Below are 20237 nucleotides of genomic sequence, written 5' to 3'. Positions count from 1 at the left end.
GCTACATATTATAAGATAAAAGTTGTCAAGAAGATAGCTAACTCTGATGGGTGACGAATTGAAGTTAGCCAATCAATTCTCTTCGACAAGGTTGCAGGGATTGAGTATAATGGATTTAATTAAAGGAGGAATGATCATGTTAGCATTATTTATTGTTCTCGGTATTGTCGCCCTAATTGCTTTATTTTGGGTAGGAATTTATAATAATTTGATCAAAAAACGAAACTGGGTTAAAGAAGCTTTTGGTCAAGTCGATGTGCAATTACAAAAGCGGAATGATTTAATTCCAAATCTGGTAAATACGGTAAAAGGATATGCTCAACACGAGTCTTCAACGCTTGAGGCGGTAGTTAAAGCACGGCAACAATTAATTAATTTGCCGAATGATGCTGATCCCGCAGAAATCAATGTTAAATCGAATGCGCTAACAGGTGCCTTATCGCGATTATTGGTTGTGGCTGAGCAGTACCCTGAATTAAAAGCCAATACGAACTTCTTACAATTACAAAACAGCTTGGAGACAATTGAAAAAGAAATTGCCATTGCTCGTCAACTTTATAATTCAAGTGTGACGGAGTATAATAACTTGGTTGAGACGGTTCCCAATAATATTGTAGCAGGAGTTCACGGATTCCAAACTCAGAAAGTGTTGGAAACACCGGCAGAAGATCGTGCGGTTCCAGAAGTTCAGTTCTAACAACTTAATTGAATATCTTAGTCATTCAAAAACAAAAAATAAAACGAATCAGTCGACTGGCAAGCGACCGTGCTTCAAAGCATTGCTTTTGCGGACTAGATCCACTAGACAAGCTCTAAGCGACAAGTCGCTAAGCACTTGTAAGCTACGTGGATCTTCGAGTGCTGGCGAGTCGAACTGATTCGTCTTTTTGTTTTTTAAAGTTGATTGAGATGTTCAATCTGTTTAAACAAATAAGTGAAGTTAGAAAATCTATTGGGAATCCTGTTTCGATTTAATCTATATTTTATTAGCAGCTTGTATTTCAATTTCCTGATCGTTTGAAGATAAAAACTCCGAAAGAGATCTGGGTATTTAATCGAATGTAAGAATTTCAAGGCGTAATTTTTGAATGATGGCTTTCTTTTAGCTTAAGCAGTGCTATAATATAGTTTCTAGAGTCTTTTCAAGTTGGGTTAAACACGGTAAAATATAGACAGTCTAAGTTTAAGGAAAGGGGGCCAGAGATGAAACGCAAGAATTTATATATACATTATGACTCGGTAACGAATCATGTGATGACTCGGGGTATAAATTTTGTGGCCAATGATTTTCTGGATCGCTACTTTCCGGATAATATGATTTTAGCTGAGGCCCCGCAAGATTATGGGCGTTATGATAGCTTAACGAATTTTAAAATATTGCGAGGGAAAATAGAAATTCAAGATTATCTTTCTTCTGTCGTTAAGGCTGGCTTGCGAATTTCGAATTGGATTGATTTCGAAAGTGTCGAAGCTATACACCAACTCGCACCGAGTGAGATTGCCGAAATTCTGTATTTATTCCATGCTAATAAATCTCTGCGATCGGCGTTTTTTTATAAGCTACAGAATAATTATGTGTATTTGACACTGCCCAATGGACTCAACAAGGTCTATTATCGGTACGTCAGCCACTTTTATCCTCGTTTCCAACGAGCCATGAAAGAACAGATGGTTGAGTTAATTAACGAGGGAAACCCACTGGCTTTTCTACGCAAAACCCATGTTCAATCTATGGTCGAAGATAGGGTCGAGGAAATTGCCCCCATCTTTGCCACCGGCCTGAAAGTTAATTTTAACCAGGCTTATCAGAAAGGAACGCGTTGGTATGTTCCTTTAAATATTATCGAAGATCAATTAACCTTACTGAGTCGTGACCAAAGGCCGAGTGATCACATAGGTTTTATCATCTATGATACCAATGGCGAGCAGTGGGATGTTGAACTAAAATTATCTGACACCGATTAGTTATGGAGGAGTATTCTAATGAAAATAGTGTTGCTTTATGGAGGACAGAGTGCAGAGCACGATATTTCGATCATTTCTGCCTTTAATATTAGTCAAGAAATTATGCTGGATGTTTATTCAGTCCTACCTGTATATATTACGCGCAAAGGTGTATGGCTAAAGGGGCCTTTGATGGAAAAGCCTTTAGAAGATGCCTCACAGTTGAAATTCGAACAGGCTTTTGTAGAATCATGGGCTGAGCAGCCCGGTGACATCTCAACCGGTGTGGTGATCAATCCAGGTGATATTAAGGACAAGGATACGGTTGTCTTTCCAGTTCTTCATGGACCTAATGGTGAGGATGGAACGGTTCAAGGTTTGCTTGAAGTATTAAACTTGCCTTATGTAGGAGCGGGGGTGACTGCTTCAGCGACTGGGATGGATAAGATTATCAGTAAGCAACTCTTTGATAAAGCGGGGCTTCCTCAAGTGCCTTATATCGCTTTTGTTAAACGAGAATGGCTGGAAGATCAAGAAGCCTTAATTCAAAAAATAGAAGGCAGTCTCTTATATCCGCTTTTTGTTAAACCAGCCAATATGGGTTCTTCAGTCGGCATCAGTCGGGTCGAAAGCAGTGAAGATTTAAAAGAAGCGATTCAAACCGCTCTGAAATTTGACCGCCGAATTGTGATTGAACAAGGAATTACTGCCTATGAATGTGAAGTGGCCATCTTGGGCAATGAAGATCCTCATGCCTCTGTGGTCGGGATGTTAGTTAAGGATAGTGATTTCTATGACTATGACGAGAAATATATCAACAATACAGTGAAAATGCAGATTCCTGCCGAGCTTGATCCAAGTGTTTCCTTGACCATTCAGGACTACGCCCTCAAAGCCTATCAAGCCATCGACGGAAGCGGTCTATCTCGCGCCGATTTCTTTGTGACTGCCAATAACGATGTCTATATTAATGAATTAAACACCATGCCTGGGTTCACCCCTTATAGTATGTATCCATGTCTTTGGAATGAAACGGGCCTCAGCACCCGCGACCTCATCGAGGAGCTGATTCAACTGGCACTGAAACGTTATGAAATGCGTCAAGCATTAAAAAATCAGTAAAGGAGCATTGTTTCTTGAAAAATATCAAACTTGAGCAGGCCTTGGCTAATATTCAAACCTTGGACTGCCAGCTTCGCCAACCAGATATTTATATTAGTAATGTAGAGTTTGATTCTCGTAAAGTCAGTCAAGGGACCCTCTTCGTTCCTTTAACCGGGGGTAAGACGGATGGCCATCAATACATAGAACAGGCGATTGAACAAGGAGCGGTAGCAACTTTCTGGTCGCGTAAAGATTTACCTGCGCCTACGGATAAGATATCCGTCATTTATGTTGAGGATACTTTATTAGCAATGCAAGAACTCGCTCAGTATTATCGTCGATTGATTAATCCGATCGTGATTGCCATTACCGGAAGCAATGGTAAAACAACCACCAAAGATATGACCGCTCAGGTATTGATTGTTAAATATCGCGTCCATAAGACCCAGGGAAACTACAACAATGAAATCGGGGTTCCTTATACCATTCTACAGATGCCAGAGGATACCGAAGTGGTGGTCACTGAATTAGGGATGAGTAACTTTGGCGAAATTGAAACACTGAGCAAGATTGTTCAACCCGATATCGCTGCGATTACCTTGATTGGTGAAAGTCATCTTGAATTTCTTAAGACGCGGGCAGGGATTGCTCGAGCTAAATTAGAGATTCTATATGGTTTGAAAGATGGCGGCACCTTCTTCTATCCAGGCGAAGAAGTCTTGATTGAACAGGAAATGCCTGAGCTGAATAAGACCATTAACACGGTGCGTTTCGGTTTAGCCCAAACGAACGATGTTTATGCCTATGATATAGAAGAAACACAAGATAAAACGTTCTTCAGAACCAATCTCGATGAGAATGTAAGATGCATGATTCCAGTGATTGGCTCTTATAATGTGTCCAATGCCCTGATCGCGTTAAGTATCGCCCGCTCCTTGCACGTTCCAATCGAACAAGCCATCTTCCAATTGGCTCAATTCAAACTAACGGCTAATCGTTTGGAATGGTTGCAGATGCCGAATGGCGCACAAGTCCTTAATGATGCTTATAATGCTAGTCCGACCTCAATGAAGGCCATTCTTAATACCTTATCTACAGCTCAACTTGCTGTTAAAGGAAGAAAGATTGCGGTTTTAGGCGATATTCGCGAATTGGGTGAGAATTCCGAAGCCTACCACCGTGATTTAGCCCAAGCACTCGATCCGGAAAAGATTGACACCGTTTATTTATTTGGGGAACAGATGGCCTACCTTTACCAAGAACTGTTGCACAAATACGACCCTCAAAAACTTTTCTACGAAGCTCGTGACCATCAAACTTTAATTCGAGCTTTACAGGCAGATGTTCAAGCGGATGACTTAGTCTTAGTGAAGTCAAGCTGGGGTGTGGATTTATTACAAGTCGTGACAGCTTTAACGGGTCACGCTACCCATTAAGGGATTTGGTAAAGATTTTCTTGTGACTCGTCTTCATCCATGTTAGACTGTTACTGTAAGTGTGGACCTTTAAGCAGTCGGTAGATATACCGCACGACCTGCTCGCAAGGCGTTTCTGCTTTGTCGAACAGGATGTGCGGTTTTTATTTGTTTATGAAATATTCATTGAAAGAAAAAGAGGAGATTTATTGAAATTTAACGAACTACATTTAAGAAAAGAATTAATTGAAACCCTAGAAGAGATGGGTTTTGAAGAACCCACTCCCATCCAGCAAGAAGCGATTCCGATTGCCTTACAAGGACAAGATTTGATTGGTCAAGCTCAGACCGGAACTGGAAAGACGGCCGCTTTTGGCTTGCCAATGCTAAACAAATTAGTAGATTCCCTATCCTCGATTCAAGGCTTGGTTGTAGCGCCGACCCGCGAATTAGCTATCCAAGTTCAAGAGGAAATTTTCCGTTTAGGGAAAGGGCAACGTGCCCGGGTTTATGTGGTCTATGGCGGATCACCGATTGGCAAACAGATTGATCGGATTCAGCGCTTGAAACCTGATATTGTTGTGGGAACGCCTGGACGGATTTTAGATTTAATCCGGCGCAAGGTGCTGAAACTCGACCAACTCCAAACTCTGGTACTGGACGAAGCCGATGAAATGTTGAATATGGGGTTTATTGATGATATTAAAGCCATTATTGCTGAAACGCCTACCAGTCGGCAGACACTCTTATTCTCGGCGACCATGCCCCCTGCGATTCAAGCATTGGGAAGCCAATTTCTAATCGACGCCCAAATCGTTAAGATTAAAGCCGCCCAAATGACTGCCGATTTAATCGAACAGTTCTTTGTGAAATGTCGTGACGATGAGAAGTTTGACATCTTAACCCGTTTCTTGGAAGTGCAGAATCCTAGCCAGGCTATTGTCTTTTGTCGGACGAAGAAACGGGTCGATGAAGTGGGCCGTGGCTTAAGTTTAAGAGGTTTTAATGCAGAATTAATTCATGGCGATATCACCCAGCAAAAACGAACCAGTGTGATCCATGAATTTCGTAAGGGAAGTGTTGAGTTACTAGTGGCTACCGATGTGGCTGCTCGTGGCTTAGATATTTCGGGGGTAACCCATGTCTATAATTATGATATTCCACAAGATCCTGAATCCTATGTCCATCGTATTGGGCGAACTGGGCGAGCCGGTCAAGACGGGATGTCGATTACTTTTGTCCAAAATAGCGAAATGGCCTACTTAAGAACGATTGAGAAGTTAACTCGCAAGGATATGAAACCATTAAGTCCTCCAACTGATAAAGAAGCCCTCCATGGACAGGTTCTTCAATTAATCGAACGGATGGATGATGAGATTGCTCATGATAACTTAGATCGATACCGTAATGTGGCTAAGCAACTTTTAGAACACTATGTAGCTAATGACGTGATTGCTGCTTTACTAAGTGAGATTATATCCTCATCGACTGATATTGAAGTGGAGATTTCTCCGCAGAAACCTTTACCACACAGCCAGCACGACAAGAAATCAGCTAAATCCAGACGGTCACATCGTTCAAGACATAAAGGGGACAAAGCGAAACACGGAGATCATCATCAGGAACGTTCATCTCGTCAACGGGATCGTAAAGGACATCCGCGAAAGAAAACCAAGAAAAAAGGTCAATTTAAAATTCGTCAACATCGTGATTAGGTTTAATTTGAGGTGGGATCATGCGGTTAGGAACAGATATTATTGAGATAGAAAGAATCAAACAGGCATATGCTCGTAATCCACAAATCATTCGAAAAATTCTCTCACCGAAAGAACTAGAGTTTTTCGAATTGCTGCAAAATGAGCAGCGTCAGATTGAATTCTTAGCTGGGCGCTTTTGTGTCAAAGAGGCTTATAGCAAAGCTTTGGGGACCGGATTGATTCATCCTCTTAAGATGGCTGGGATTAGTGTCTTAAATGATAAGACAGGCCGTCCAGTCCTCAGTCAAGGCCCGATTCTAGATTCAGTCTTATTATCAATCAGCCATTCCCATAGTGTGGCTATGGCAACTTGCCTAATTGATTTAAGTGAGAACGAGATTAAACAGAGTTTGCTAGAGAAAGGATTTAAATTATGAAGAACGCTTATGAACATCGGCCAACCGAAGCAATTGTTGATCTAGATGCTTTGAATCATAATATCGAAGTCATTCAACAACGAATGAAAGAAGACCAAAAGTTGTATGCAGTCGTTAAAGCGGATGCCTATGGTCACGGAGCAGTTCCGATTGCCAAGGCTGCTATTCGTGCGGGTGCCCAAGGTTTAGCTGTGGCTACCGTTGATGAAGCCATTCATTTAAGAAAGAACGGAATTGATCAGCTGCCGATTTTGGTCTTGGGATTAACGGATCCGCGGGGAGTGGCAGAGATTTTACTTTATCAAATTTCTATCACCGTTTCTCATTTAGACTTCTTTGAGCAAGCTTATCAACAATTGCAGGCCACCGATCATTTAGATTTATTGGATCAGTCGAAACTAAACTTCCACTTAGCCCTAGATACGGGAATGACCCGAATCGGTTTAAGATCGAAAGCTGAGATTCAAGAATTTGCTGAAGGAATTTCAGCCTATCCTTGGGCTGAATGGGAAGGGGTCTTTACCCATTTCTCTACGATTGGTGGTGGACCTGCTGAATATGTTGAGCATCAGTGGGAGCACTGGCAAGATTTACTGACCGCGGTCCCTGAAAGTGTCAGCCTACGTCATTATGCTAATTCAGCCATGGGGCTTTGGCAGAAGCGACAACCTCAGTCAGACATTATCCGCTATGGGATTAGTATGTATGGCTTGGATCCCAAAGACCAATATCCGGCGCCAGATCCACTTCAACCTATTTTGTCTTTAGTCTCAGAAATCGTTTATGTCAAAGAAGTTGAAGCAGGAACAAGGATTTCTTACGGGGCGACCTATACCAGTTCAGACACTGAATGGATTGCTACTATTCCAATTGGCTATGCTGATGGTTGGCTCCGCCATTATCATAAACTTCCTATCTTAGTCGATGGTCAAGCTTGCCCGGTTGTGGGTGTGATTAATATGGATCAATTAATGATTCGCCTGCCTAAATATTATCCTGTTGGCACCACCGTGACTTTAATTGGTCGTGATGGCCAACTTGAGAATCATGCTTCCCAAATGGCTAAAGAAATTAACACGATCGGTTATGAGATATTGACTAGTATTTCCAAACGGGTACCGCGAGTTTATATTCAGGAAGGTGATCAATCATGATTCAGGTCCATAGTATCGAATTACCCCGGGTTGGAGAAAATACCTATGCCTTAGTTAATGAGCACAAGGAAGCCCTCTTAGTCGATCCCGGCGACCAAGCTGAACAGATTATTGCCTGGATTAGTGACCAAGGTTGGCTACCACAAGCTGTTTTATTAACCCACGGTCATCTCGATCATATTGGGGCCTTAGATGCGATTCGCGATCATTATCAGATTGAGGCTTATATTCATCATACGGAGGCTGAATTCCTGACCGATCCCCAATTGAATCTATCAGCCTATATGGGACCTAAGGTAATTCAGCGACCTGCAGAGCATCTTTGGCAAACCACAGGAGCCAAGCAAGTTGCTGGCTTTGAATTTGAAATTCGCCATGTTCCAGGGCATAGTCCAGGGTCAGTCATCTATATTTTTGCCGAAGATCGCTTTGTGATTTCGGGAGATACCGTCTTTCGGTCCAGCATTGGGCGGACAGATTTCCCAGGGGGAAGTTTAGACCAATTATTGAGTCATATTCGTCAAGAAATTCTGACATTACCTGGCGATTTCCGTTTGTACCCAGGTCATGGACCAGCAACAGATGTTCAAAGCGAGCAAGTGGGCAATCCATTTTTGCATAATAATTAAAATAAGATGAGAGAATATTGTTTATTCTTAGATAATTTGTTAGAATATGAATGCTAAGAAAAAATGTAGGAGCGGTATGCTATGCTAAAAAACCTCATGATTCCTAAAGAAAAGATGATTTGCATATCAGAAACTATGAATTGCTTGGACGCTATCGAAATTCTTGAAGATAATAGCCTAAGGAATGCTCCTGTGGTTGATGCGACAGGCAATATGTATCGGGGCAATATTTATCGCTATCATATTTATAAATATAAATTTCATCATCCAGAAGCAGACTTGAGTCAGCTGGCAGTAACTTTCTTCTTAAAGAATACGACCAAGACAATTATTGAGAATGATTCGATCCTCCACCTCGTCTTTTTATTAAAGGATTTGCCTTTTATCGCTGTTTTAAGTGAACAGAATAGTTTTATGGGTGTGATTTACCATGAAACTTTCTTAGATTATTTACAACAGGCTTGGGTGATGGGGCGACTATCTTGTGTCTTAGCCATCAAGTCTAAAGGGTTCAAGGGAGATTTGCGTAAGGTAAGTCAGATGATTAATCGCTTTTGTGATATCGGCTCAGCAATGACGCTTGAGGCTTCAGATTATAATACGAGTGCCTATATCTTATATGGCCTACCCTATTCTTTGGATCAGTTACGCTTGAAGTCTCTACTCCAGTATCTACGAGCCAAAAATTATGAATTTGAAGTGTATCCCTTATAGGAAATTTCGGGGTAAAGCAAACCTAAATCAAGCAAAAGTGTCTGCTAAAAAGGTTGCTTTTCCCCTTTGTTTTTTTTATATTATAAGTAATATAAATTTTTAACCAATAAAAGGAGTACAAAAAATGGATGAACCAGGTTCCTTGTGGCCTCAAATATTCGTCATTATCTTATTAACCGTTATTAATGCCATCTTTGCTGCCAGTGAAATGGCCTTTGTTTCTTTGAATCAGACAAAGATGACCAATCTTGCCGAAGAGGGTAATAAGAAGGCGAAAAGGGTCTTGGACCTTTTACAGGATTCAGATGATTTTCTAGCGACCATCCAAGTCGCCATTACCTTAGCCGGTTTCCTATCTTCTGCTTCTGCGGCAACTAGTTTTGCCAATCGTTTGTCGGGGGTTTTGAAAGATATTCCAGCAGCTTCAACGGTTGCTATTGTGTTAGTGACAATGATTCTATCTTATCTTTCTTTAGTTTTAGGTGAACTTTATCCTAAACAAATCGCTTTACAGATGCCGGAAGAGGTAGCGATGTTTACCTCTGGTTTTGTGGCGGTGGTTAAGACGATTTTTAAACCATTTGTTTGGTTATTATCAACTTCAACTGATCTTTTGCAAAAAATTACCCCGATCGAATTTTCTGAAATTCGTGAGAAATTTACCCGAGATGAGATGAAGGCAATTCTGCAAGAAAGTCGAAAAGAAGGATCAATCGACTTAGCAGAGTTTACCATGCTACAAGGCGTGCTCTCGTTAGATACCAAATTAGCTCGAGAAGTTATGGTACCGCGGACAGATACGGAAATGTTGGATATTGAAGATGACTATCAAGATATACTGAATGAGATTTTAGATAGTCCTTTTTCACGTTTGCCTATTTATGAAGAAGATAAAGATAATGTGATTGGCGTCATCCATGTTAAGAATGTCTTGAAACAATTAAGCCGTCAAGATTTCAGCGACGTCGATTTTCGTCAGATCATGTCAGATCCCTTATTTGTTCCTTCAACAATTTTTATCGATGACTTACTGGTCGAATTTAAACGAGAACAGACTCACTTGGCCATCCTACGAGATGAATATGGTGGGGTCGAAGGGATAGTAACCCTTGAAGATATCTTGGAAGAAATTGTTGGTGAAATTGAAGACGAATCGGATATTCACGATAGCTCGGATATCCGCAAGATTGATAAAGATAATTATTATTTAAATGGCGTTCTGCCTCTCGATAAATTTAACCAATACTTCGATGAGAAGTTAGAATCGGATGAAGTCGATACGATTGCCGGTTTAATTATTTATCATTTAGGCTATGTCCCAGACGATGATGAACGGATTATGTTACGTTGTAATCAGTGGGTTCTGACCACGAGCCATATTGAGAATGGTCGAATTCGGGGAATCCATGTTCAACGAGATCCAGATTATCATCTTGATTCGGCCTATGACCTGACTCAAAATATCGATGAAATCTATTATGAACGAGACAATGTGGTTGAACATAAGGCAGAGATTGAAGAAGAAAATGAAGCAGACGAAGGATAAGAGAAAGCAAACGAGCGAAAAAGATGTCTTAATGGATATCTTTCGTTCGTTTTTCAATTGGAGGAAAATATATGCAGAATGAAATGATGTATCGGCCGATTGTCAATCAGCAGGTGCTAGACTTTATGCGGACCCGTCAAGGAGAATTCCCTGGCTCCCTGGGTGTCTTAGAAGCGGAAGCTCATCAGGCCGGAGTCCCAATTATTCCCCATGAAACCGCCAAGTTTATTGATTTATTGTGTATGATCTACCAACCCCAACAAATTCTTGAGATTGGTACGGCAGTTGGCTTCTCAGCCAGTTTGTTGGCCCAGCATATCGGATCTGAGGGTCTCGTTACCACGATTGATCGCTATGACTTAATGGCAAAAAAAGCAAAAGAAAACTTTGACAAATTGGGACTGACTGATAAAATAAAGCTCATTGAGGGCGATGCTGTCGATATCTTACCGACACTATCGGGACCTTATGACTTAATCTTTATGGATTCAGCGAAGGCCAAGTATGTTGAGTTCTTACCTGAATGCCTACGATTATTAAAACGTGGCGGTCTATTGTTGATTGACGATGTCTTTCAAGCGGGAACCGTCTTCGATGCTGAAGAGCAGATTCCCAAGCGGGTTCGCAAGATTCATCGTAAACTCAATGAACTCTTAGATGTGGTTGAGGCGAATCCAGCTTTAAGGGAATCCTACTTGCCGCTAGGGGATGGCCTTTTAATAGTTCGAAAAGAAAATAATTAGTAGCAAAAAAGTAGCAAAATATTCACAATTGCATGATAGGATACAGTAGAAAAATCTAAGATGGGAGTATCATATATGAAGAAAGTTATTATTAGTGCCCTTTCAATTGTACTAATTCTTTTGCTGGGCTATGGCTTTGGCATTTATCATTATGCTGAAAAATTCCAACCCAATACCAAAATTGGTCAAGTCGATGTTAGCAACATGACTTTGGCCGAAGCTAAGGAAGCCGTAGAGCAAAATCTGGTCAATCAAGAAGTAGAAATTACCGAAAATGGGAAAAGTTTAGGCAAATTTGCTATGAAAGATTTAAACCCAAAATTAGATACTATCGATCAACTCCAAAAAATATATAATGCCCAAAATCCAAATTTATGGTTGTTCTCTTATTTCAAGGGCCAACACTTTGATGGAGATACGCTAAAAAACATCGATATTGATGATAAGGTCCTTAATCAAGCCCTATTGAAAGCAGGCCTAGATAATAGTGAAAGAACTCCTGCCAGTGATGCGACCATTGATTATAATGAAAGCAAGGGTTACTACGTGGTCGATGCCAAAGAAGGCAATCAAGTGGATTTAACCCAATTGAAGGAAGCCATTGCGAGTCAACTTCAAGATGGGCAACAAAAGATTGAAGTCAATCAGTATTATATGCAACCAACCCTGACAGCTGATGATGAAAGCATTCAAAATACAATGAAACAAATTGATGAGGCTACTTCTACCAAGATTACCTTAACCATCGATGGACATGATGAAGTGATCCCTCAGAAAGAAATTGAGAAATGGATTTACTTTGATGGATCCAATCAGATTGTCTATGACGAAGCTCTGATCCAAGAATTCTTAAAGACCTATAATGATCAGTATGCTACTTTCTTAAAAGAAAGAACCTTTAAATCAACGCTTAGAGGCGAAGTCACTGTCCAACCAGGGACCCTAGGCTGGTCGATTGACCGTGAAGCAGAAGCCGCTCAGATTGCTCAAGACCTATACAAAGGTGAAGATGTCAAACGAGATCCAGCGATTGCTGGCACCGGTTATGGCAATAACGGTAATGATATTGGTGACACTTACGTAGAAATTGATGTTCTCAACCAAACTATGTTTATTTATAAAGATGGCCAAGAAGTTCTGCAAACACCGATTGTTACAGGACAAATTGGTACAGACACCGTTCCGGGTGCATATTCTGTCTGGGACAAAGAAGAGAACGCTGAATTAAAGGGTTATAATCCACGGACCCAACGAGATTATGTTCAACCTGTGGCTTATTGGATGCCTTTTGACGATACCGGCCAGGGAATTCATGATGCGAACTGGCAGTCCAATTTCGGTGGTAACACTTACCAAGTTTCTGGATCTCTAGGTTGTATCAATACGCCACCAGATATTATGCCAGAAGTTTTTGCTGCTGTTGAATTAGGTACGCCAGTGATTGTCTTTGAATAAAGTCTGAGGGATTACCTCTCTCCCGATTCCTATCTACATAACTACCGCCCCCCATTTTAATTGAATTGGGGGGTCTCCTTCTATCTGCCGGGAAATTTTAGAAAAATGAATGGACTTGTGAAAAGCTAGCAAGGTTTGTTATTATAGGTAAAAAGAGTATAATGAGTTTATATTGTGAAAGATTCAGTCCAAGTAGAATTTTCTAAAAATACATAAAGACAACAAGTATAACAATTAGAGTCAAAGGAGTGATTGGCATGAAGAAAATATTAGTCGTAGATGATGAAAAGCCAATTTCGGATATTATTTCATTTAATTTAGTGAATGAAGGATATCAAGTTGAGAAAGCTTATGATGGCGAAGAAGCTTTAAGTGTCTTCGAAGCCAGTAAGCCTGATCTTGTTGTCTTGGATTTGATGTTGCCGAAGAAAGATGGGTTGGAAGTCTGCCGAGAAATCCGCAAGACCAGTGCCGTCCCAATTATTATGTTAACGGCTAAAGATTCAGAGATAGATAAGGTTCTTGGTTTAGAATTAGGAGCCGATGACTATGTGACCAAACCTTTCTCAAATCGTGAGCTGATAGCTCGGGTGAAAGCAAACTTGAGGCGGAACGCTTTGCAAGGTGCCGATCAAGAAACCGAACAAAACCGCGATATTCAGATTGGTGACCTTGTGGTCCATCAGGATGCCTATATTGCTTCCAAGAATGGTCAAGAAATTGAATTAACTCACCGTGAATTCGAACTCTTACATTATCTGGCCAAACATATCGGTCAAGTCATGACCCGGGAACATTTATTGGAAACCGTATGGGGTTATGATTATTTTGGTGATGTTCGGACCGTGGATGTGACCATTCGCCGTTTACGTGAGAAGATTGAAACTCAACCTAGCCGACCTGAATTTCTAATGACCCGTCGGGGTGTAGGCTACTTCTTGAAGAATCCAGAACAGGAGTAATTTTTAATGAACCGACGGCCCTTTAATTTTTTTCAATCGATATATTTTAAAATCCCCCTTTTATTTGTTTTCATTCTTTTGATCGTCTTTCAATTTATTGGGGTGTATTTTATCAATGAGCTTGAGATGCAATCCTTGGGTCAATTCAAGACCCAGATTAATTCGCAAGCTGATTTTTTGACGAATAATTTATCGCCAATCCTTTCAGAAGACTTGAATGCGATCGAACAGAATGACCGGTTGAATCAAGTGTTAAGTACCTTTACCACCGCGAATCCAACCAAGCTGTTGGTCGTCAATCCCCAGGAAACCATCATTGCGACGAATCAAGATTTGGGGGAAACGGGTGTCGGAGCGCAAACCTCAATGCCTAAGTTAAGGGAAGTGCTCTTATCGCAGACGACTATCGCCAGTGAAATGACCGATGGCAATACGCAAGACCGTCTGTACCAACTGATTAAACCCATCATGAATAACGACTTAAGCCAGGTTTTAGGTGCTGTTGTTATTGAAACGAATATGGAATCCGTCTATACGCAGACGGATAATATTATTGATCTCTTTATTCAATCGGCTTTGTTTGCGGCCGTCTTAGCCCTTATTTTATCGGTGATTGTCTCGCAAGGGATTACTCGACCGATTGAGAACATGCGTCAGCAGGCTATCCGAATTTCAGAAGGGGTCTATAATTATCCAGCAGAACTCATGGGCTATGATGAGCTAGGAGAGCTGGCCTTAACCATTAATGAATTAGCCGAGAAAGTTAAAGATGCCCAAGAATCAACGGAGTCCGAACGGCAAAGATTGGACGGGATTTTGCGTCATATGACTGACGGGGTTATCGGAACCGATCAACGGGGGAATGTCTTGCTAGTCAACGACCGAGCCCTATACTTACTCGATATGCCTCACGAACGGGCCATTGGCAAGTCGATTCTCCGTCTTCTAGATGTTCATCAGAATTATTCGATGCGTGATTTACTTAAGGGCGACCAAGATATCTTAATTGAACGGCCGGATCGTCATGGTAATAATTCGATTCTCAAAGGTGAATTCTCGGTCATCCGACGGGAGACAGGTTTTGCTACCGGCTTAGTTTGTGTCTTAACGGACATTACCGAACAAGAAAAGACCGAACGAGAACGACGAGATTTCGTTTCTAATGTTTCTCATGAATTGCGAACCCCACTAACGAGCTTGAAATCTTACAGTGAAGCTTTGAGTGATGGAGCTTGGAAGGATCCTGATTTGGCTCCTCAATTCTTGGAAGTCATCCAATCTGAAAGTAATCGAATGATTCGAATGATTGCCAACCTGTTAAACCTGTCCAAAATGGACGGGGGTCAAATTGTCTTAGAGAAGGAATATGTAGATTTTAAACGGATTGTAGACCATATCTTAGACCGGATACAATTTACGTTAGAATCTGAGGGTCAATCTGATTGTTACCAGATTGTTCGTGAATATACTTCGCGCGATATATATGTTGATATCGATCAAGATCGGATGACCCAAGTGATTGATAATTTATTAAATAATGCCCTGAAATATTCCCCAGATGGTGGGCAAATAACGGTTCGAATTGAGGATAATCTGGACAGTGTTATCTTCACGGTCATAGACCAAGGTCTAGGGATTTCTAAGGCAGATCAGGAACACCTCTTTAAACGTTTCTACCGGGTCGATAAAGCGAGATCGCGGGCTCAAGGAGGTAGTGGTCTGGGCTTGGCCATCTCTAAAGAAGTTATTGAGCTTCATGGGGGAACGATTTGGGTCAATAGTGTTGAAGGCCAAGGCTCTCAATTCTCTTTTGAGTTGCCCTATTCCAACTATGATGATATTGATGAGGAGTGGGAATAATGCGTAGAAATCGAATCCTATCCTTTGTATTAACTTTCTGTGTCTTGTTGAATGTGCTGCTAACCTATTATCTTTTGTATGATATGACTTCGCTCAAACAACTTCTTCAACCAGGTAAGACTGAGGGGAACCAGGAAGTGGTGATGCAAGGTGAACGCGATATTCCCAATTTTTATCAAACCAGTGCGTTAGAATTTAAAGACACATACAAACCTTTTAAATATATTTATCGCTCAGAAGAAGCTACTGAATGGATCATTGATCCTACTTTAATTGAAAGTTTGGCAAGCACTCTGGCAGAGAATCAGATTAATTTAAGTCGTGATGACTTTCAAGAGGATCAAAAATTTATTGAGAATCTTTATGCCTTAAATCATCTTCAAGTTCAATTTGCCGATGAAATCCCCTTAAGTTTTCTGACAGATTATGTCCAAATTCATCAAGAAGATCAGGCAGAATCTTACATCAACCAAATTATTTATCCCTTAGATGGCGAACGGACTGTATATTTATTAAATACCCGAACGAACCAATATTATTTAGGTCATTTGAATAAAGCGGTGGATCGAAAGAGTCTACATCAAGAAGTCAGCCAAAGCAAGGTACAAGCCATCGAAGTCCAAGGCTACATTGGGAAAGCAGGGATGATTTATTTGCCAAATGATCCTGTTCATCTCGATGATCAGGTATATACTTTAGAGAGTATTCCTGAGCACCTTTTTTTAAGTGCCTTTTCAGAAAATGCGGCGCTTAAAAATACTGAGACCTCGAACACAAAAGTTACGTATTTTAATTATCAATATACGCTAGATTTCACTGAGGATAAACAAATGTTATCGGTACGGGTCAACCGGCCTGGAGATACGAATCAACGGAGTTTCGCAGAGAAGATTGAGAATACCTTTAAATATATTAAGCGTTATGACTATTGGCCAGGCGATTTACGCTTGATGGGGGCTAAGCATAACCTGGCCCAATATCGACGATATCTAAATAACTTGCCTATATTTAGTCTGGGTCGGACCAATGATTATGGTTCTAGTAAAATGTATATACGAAACAATAATAGTGGCGATATCTATCGTTATCAGTTTCCTTTATTAATATTCCATGCTCACATCCCTGATCAAAGTCAGTCGATTCAATTGGCTTCAGCGGCCGAGATTTTCGAAAAGGTTAAAGATCATGGTTATAGCTTGAGCCAGTTTGATGATGTCTTTATCGGTTATCAATGGCAGGACGATATGGAAGCAGGGAAGAAAGCCCACCTAATTCCAAAATGGTATATTAAAATCGATGATAATTTTTATAGTTTGGATCAGATGGACTCAGCCGCTTTTGAGGCTGAATTTCAAGATGATACTGAAATTTTACCAGGAGGTGAGTAAGCAATGGACTTTAAACGCATACAGGTCTTGCTTTTAGCTTTCTTCCTGATCTTTGACCTCTATTTACTGTTTATCCTGTATAATCGCGTCAGTGGGGCAGAACCCGATAAAGCGGTGATGCAGTATACCATTGAAGAAGAATTGAAGAACCGTGGGGTGGTTTTCGATGATATTGCTGAGGAAGCCACTTCTCTACCCTTGGTTAAGGCAGACAATTCAACTTATTTAGCAGATCATATTGAACAGTTAGCTAATCAAGAGGTTGAGATTGATGAGAATAATCGGGTCAAGGCGACCTTTATCGAACCAATTGATTTGGGCTTGAATTTAAATAATCAAACCGCTCGCTTATCGGATGATCAGGTAAAAAAGTTAGAACAAAATTTCTTTGCCGATGAGACGTATTTCGTAGCGGGCAATCAATATAAATTTTCTCGCTATTCGCTTTTGGAACGGGCAATTTATATGCAAATGACCGCTTATGAAGACCATAAGATTGTAGATGGGACCGCTGAAATTAAATTGATGCTCAATGAAGACTATCAAGCTGTTTCCTACACCCAGACCTACCAAGATCAACTCAAACTTCTGGATACCAATACCCAAACTATTTCAGAGCGTGATGCTTTTCAGATTATTGATGGCCGGGTCGAAACTTTTATTCCTGATAACTCACGGATCGATTATTCACGTTTAAGTTATTATCGAATCGATAAGTTAAAAGATTTTTCCGTGTTTTCGCCAGTCTGGGAAATTATGTATACTCAACCGGATGGCACAGTTCGTACCGTGTATATTGAAGCCAAACGCGGCACTATTTTGGGTCCACGCTAAGATAGAATGCTGCTGAGGTGTCGGATTCTCCAAAGTCGATTACAAGTTGACAATGGCTAACAGCATCAATCTTTATATGTAGAATTATAAAGTTTGGAACAGCTACAAAACTGTTTAATTCAGTCTTTGTAGTTGTTTTTTTGTGCCATGAAATTTAGCCACTATAAACTGGGCAATCGGCTTACTCGCTAATTCTCTGGTAGGATAAAAGAAACACTTTAACTGAATTAACAAAAAAGCTTGCTATCCAAATCAACTGCCGACAAGCTAAGATCACTGACCACATTTAAATATTTTTGCGATCAGTCTTTCCTTCGTCCTCTCTAGCTTAAATAACTTGAGTAAATTCTTGAAAGCTTTTTAACTTACTGTAGAAAAGGAAACAAACATGTTAGAATAAAACTATGAAAAATAAGGGAGCGAATGCCATGAAGAAATTATCAAGAGGGCTCTTTATTATAATATTATCCATAATGGCTTTAGGGATGGGATACTTGCCCGTATCTGCTCAAGATAATCAAGTAAATTATGATATTACCCATGTTGAATTAATTGGCGATATTACCGCTGAGGGAGATGTCTTATTTACGGAAACTCAGACTTATGATATTAAACAATTGAATGGGGTTATCTACCAGGTTGATTTACAAGAGGTTAACCTTGGTCCTTATCGAGTAGGGGTCAAAGATCCAGAAACAGGAAAGACTCGCTACTTGGAAGAATCGACCAGCCGTCAAGCTGGCACCTTCCAAACCCAGGTTGAAGATGACCTACTGAAGTTTACTGTCTTTTATCCGAGTCAAAATGAAAAAGTCGACTTCGTCTTTGAGTATCGTCTGGAAAATTTAATCACGAATTATCAGGACACCGCCGAATTAAATCGCAAACTACTCGGAACAGGGACTGATGAAAATTTCGATGTGGATGCGGAGATTATTTTACCCGGAAAAGTTGAACAAAAGAATGATTTCCGTGCATGGTTATATGGGGATCCTCAAGGGCAAATCCAGTTGGATCAAAGCCAGAATCAAAGTCGAATTCTAGTCAGCGTTTTGAACCAATCGGCGAATCAATTTCTCGAAGTTCAGGCAATCTTTCCCACCGCTTTGACGCCTAACAATCAGAATCGGGTGGATCAAGCCAAGAAAGAAGCGATTATTAATCAGGCCAATGCTCAAGTTGAACAAGACCGGGCTGATTACCAAAAACGTCAAGGATTAGAACTCTTGAAACTGGTTGCCTTGTTAGCTTTTGCTCCTTTATTGACGCTTTATAGTTTCTATTTATATTTCCACCATAAAAAACGGCTCAATCCGAATCCTAAACATGTTCCTGACCATGTATTTAACTTGCCGGCAGAAATCAGTCCTGCCATTATGGCTGCTTCCTATCTAAATCGGCCACTCAATGCGGATGATTTCTCGGCAACCATCGTTGATTTAGCCCGTAAAGGCTATTTAGACTTGGGCGAAGAAGCCAAACATCAACGGACGGGATTCTTCAATCGTGGCGATAGTAAAACAATCCGCATACGATTGTTAAAGGAACCGAGCCAACAAGATCAACTCCAGAAACATGAACTCTATGTCTTAGAATATTTATTTACTGAGGACCAAGATGAGGTCAAATTATCCGAGATTGAAACGGCGATTCATCAACACAGTCAATTTGCTAAACGACAAAACCGTCTCTGGACTCGCTTTAAGAATTTCTGCCAAGTAATGGGGCAACAAGCTGTCGGTGAATCTCTTCCATACCGTCGCAAAGTGAATTCCTGGATTGCCCTGAGTCTCTTAGCGAGTATACTGGTTTGGCCGCTATTGTTCTTCTTCCTAGGCTTTGACCAAATTGAGAAACATATCGTCTTAATCGTCCTCTTGTTATCGTTAAATTTTATCTTCATTCTGATTCTGTTCTTTATGAATCGGAAAGCCCCCTTATATTCTCAAGAAGAAGATTATCAACGACGGATGTGGCGTGCTTTTGCTAAGATGTTGGAGGATATTGGTCAATTTAATATGCGCGAGATCGCCAGTCTACCTCTCTGGGATGAATATTTAGTCTATGCTATCTCGCTTGGTGTGGCCGATAAGGTTATTGAAGCGATGAATAAACAGTATGGTATGGATGAGTTAAATGAATTAGCTCTGCCGACACCGTTCTATAATAACCCTTATTTATTACATCGAGCCTTACGTACGACCATGTCTTCATCCATAGCTGCAGCTCACCCTAAAACCGCTGCGAATTGGGGCAAGTATCAAGGAAGCAATATCGGTGGTTTTGGTGGCGGTGCATCGAGTGGATCTTCGGGTGGATCCGGAGGTCGCGGCGGCATGGGTGGTTTTTAACAGT

The 20237-nt window shown here is 40.8% G+C and carries 17 protein-coding genes; all 17 read left to right on the top strand.

Annotated features, from left to right (window positions below; genetic code table 11):
• The first annotated feature begins 136 nt into the window (after window positions 1-136).
• The 17 genes from BMX34_RS07625 (at window position 137) to BMX34_RS07545 (ending at window position 20233) form a co-directional block, all read left to right on the top strand.
• Window positions 137-697: a LemA family protein gene (locus tag BMX34_RS07625; protein ID WP_092572417.1), complete on the top strand. Its 561-nt coding sequence runs from the start codon at window positions 137-139 to the stop codon at window positions 695-697.
• A gap of 506 nt (window positions 698-1203) precedes the next feature.
• Complete coding sequence (locus BMX34_RS07620) at window positions 1204-1965, top strand: hypothetical protein (protein WP_092572415.1); 762 nt, start codon at window positions 1204-1206, stop codon at window positions 1963-1965.
• An 18-nt stretch (window positions 1966-1983) separates the two neighbouring features.
• Window positions 1984-3066, top strand: a complete 1083-nt coding sequence (locus tag BMX34_RS07615) for a D-alanine--D-alanine ligase (RefSeq protein WP_092572413.1) — start codon at window positions 1984-1986, stop codon at window positions 3064-3066.
• Between the two features lie 14 nt (window positions 3067-3080).
• Window positions 3081-4484, top strand: a complete 1404-nt coding sequence (locus tag BMX34_RS07610; RefSeq protein ID WP_092572411.1) for a UDP-N-acetylmuramoyl-tripeptide--D-alanyl-D-alanine ligase — start codon at window positions 3081-3083, stop codon at window positions 4482-4484.
• 188 nt (window positions 4485-4672) lie between these two features.
• Complete coding sequence (locus tag BMX34_RS07605; protein WP_092572409.1) at window positions 4673-6178, top strand: degradosome RNA helicase CshA; 1506 nt, start codon at window positions 4673-4675, stop codon at window positions 6176-6178.
• A 20-nt stretch (window positions 6179-6198) separates the two neighbouring features.
• On the top strand, window positions 6199-6597 hold the full coding sequence (gene acpS / locus BMX34_RS07600) for a holo-ACP synthase (RefSeq protein ID WP_092572407.1): 399 nt from the start codon (window positions 6199-6201) through the stop codon (window positions 6595-6597).
• Window positions 6594-7751: an alanine racemase gene (gene alr, locus BMX34_RS07595; protein WP_092572405.1), complete on the top strand. Its 1158-nt coding sequence runs from the start codon at window positions 6594-6596 to the stop codon at window positions 7749-7751. The genes acpS and alr overlap by 4 nt, the downstream gene beginning before the upstream one ends.
• Window positions 7748-8380: an MBL fold metallo-hydrolase gene (locus BMX34_RS07590; protein WP_092572403.1), complete on the top strand. Its 633-nt coding sequence runs from the start codon at window positions 7748-7750 to the stop codon at window positions 8378-8380. The genes alr and BMX34_RS07590 overlap by 4 nt, the downstream gene beginning before the upstream one ends.
• A gap of 81 nt (window positions 8381-8461) precedes the next feature.
• Window positions 8462-9094 carry a cyclic di-AMP binding protein CbpA gene (gene cbpA, locus BMX34_RS07585; protein ID WP_092572401.1) on the top strand — a complete coding sequence of 211 codons (633 nt, stop codon included), beginning with the start codon at window positions 8462-8464 and terminating at the stop codon, window positions 9092-9094.
• A 124-nt stretch (window positions 9095-9218) separates the two neighbouring features.
• Complete coding sequence (locus BMX34_RS07580; RefSeq protein ID WP_092572399.1) at window positions 9219-10640, top strand: hemolysin family protein; 1422 nt, start codon at window positions 9219-9221, stop codon at window positions 10638-10640.
• Window positions 10641-10711: 71 nt separating this feature from the next.
• Window positions 10712-11383, top strand: a complete 672-nt coding sequence (locus BMX34_RS07575; protein ID WP_092572398.1) for an O-methyltransferase — start codon at window positions 10712-10714, stop codon at window positions 11381-11383.
• Window positions 11384-11458: 75 nt separating this feature from the next.
• Window positions 11459-12838, top strand: a complete 1380-nt coding sequence (locus tag BMX34_RS07570; protein ID WP_092572396.1) for a L,D-transpeptidase family protein — start codon at window positions 11459-11461, stop codon at window positions 12836-12838.
• 257 nt (window positions 12839-13095) lie between these two features.
• Window positions 13096-13800 carry a response regulator YycF gene (gene yycF / locus BMX34_RS07565; RefSeq protein WP_092572394.1) on the top strand — a complete coding sequence of 235 codons (705 nt, stop codon included), beginning with the start codon at window positions 13096-13098 and terminating at the stop codon, window positions 13798-13800.
• A gap of 6 nt (window positions 13801-13806) precedes the next feature.
• Entirely contained in the window at window positions 13807-15660 is a 1854-nt protein-coding gene (gene walK / locus BMX34_RS07560) for a cell wall metabolism sensor histidine kinase WalK (protein ID WP_092572392.1), read from the top strand.
• Window positions 15660-17048 carry a YycH family regulatory protein gene (locus BMX34_RS07555; protein ID WP_092572390.1) on the top strand — a complete coding sequence of 463 codons (1389 nt, stop codon included), beginning with the start codon at window positions 15660-15662 and terminating at the stop codon, window positions 17046-17048. The genes walK and BMX34_RS07555 overlap by 1 nt, the downstream gene beginning before the upstream one ends.
• 3 nt (window positions 17049-17051) lie before the next feature.
• Window positions 17052-17882: a two-component system regulatory protein YycI gene (gene yycI, locus BMX34_RS07550; RefSeq protein ID WP_092572388.1), complete on the top strand. Its 831-nt coding sequence runs from the start codon at window positions 17052-17054 to the stop codon at window positions 17880-17882.
• Window positions 17883-18310: 428 nt separating this feature from the next.
• Window positions 18311-20233, top strand: a complete 1923-nt coding sequence (locus BMX34_RS07545) for a DUF2207 domain-containing protein (RefSeq protein ID WP_159428895.1) — start codon at window positions 18311-18313, stop codon at window positions 20231-20233.
• The last annotated feature ends 4 nt before the right edge of the window (window positions 20234-20237 follow it).

It is taken from the genome of Ignavigranum ruoffiae (assembly GCF_900110675.1).
Classification (GTDB): Bacteria; Bacillota; Bacilli; order Lactobacillales; family Aerococcaceae; genus Ignavigranum; species Ignavigranum ruoffiae.
The sequence above is the reverse complement of the archived record's forward strand: the minus strand, read 5'-3'. Positions and strand labels throughout refer to the sequence as shown.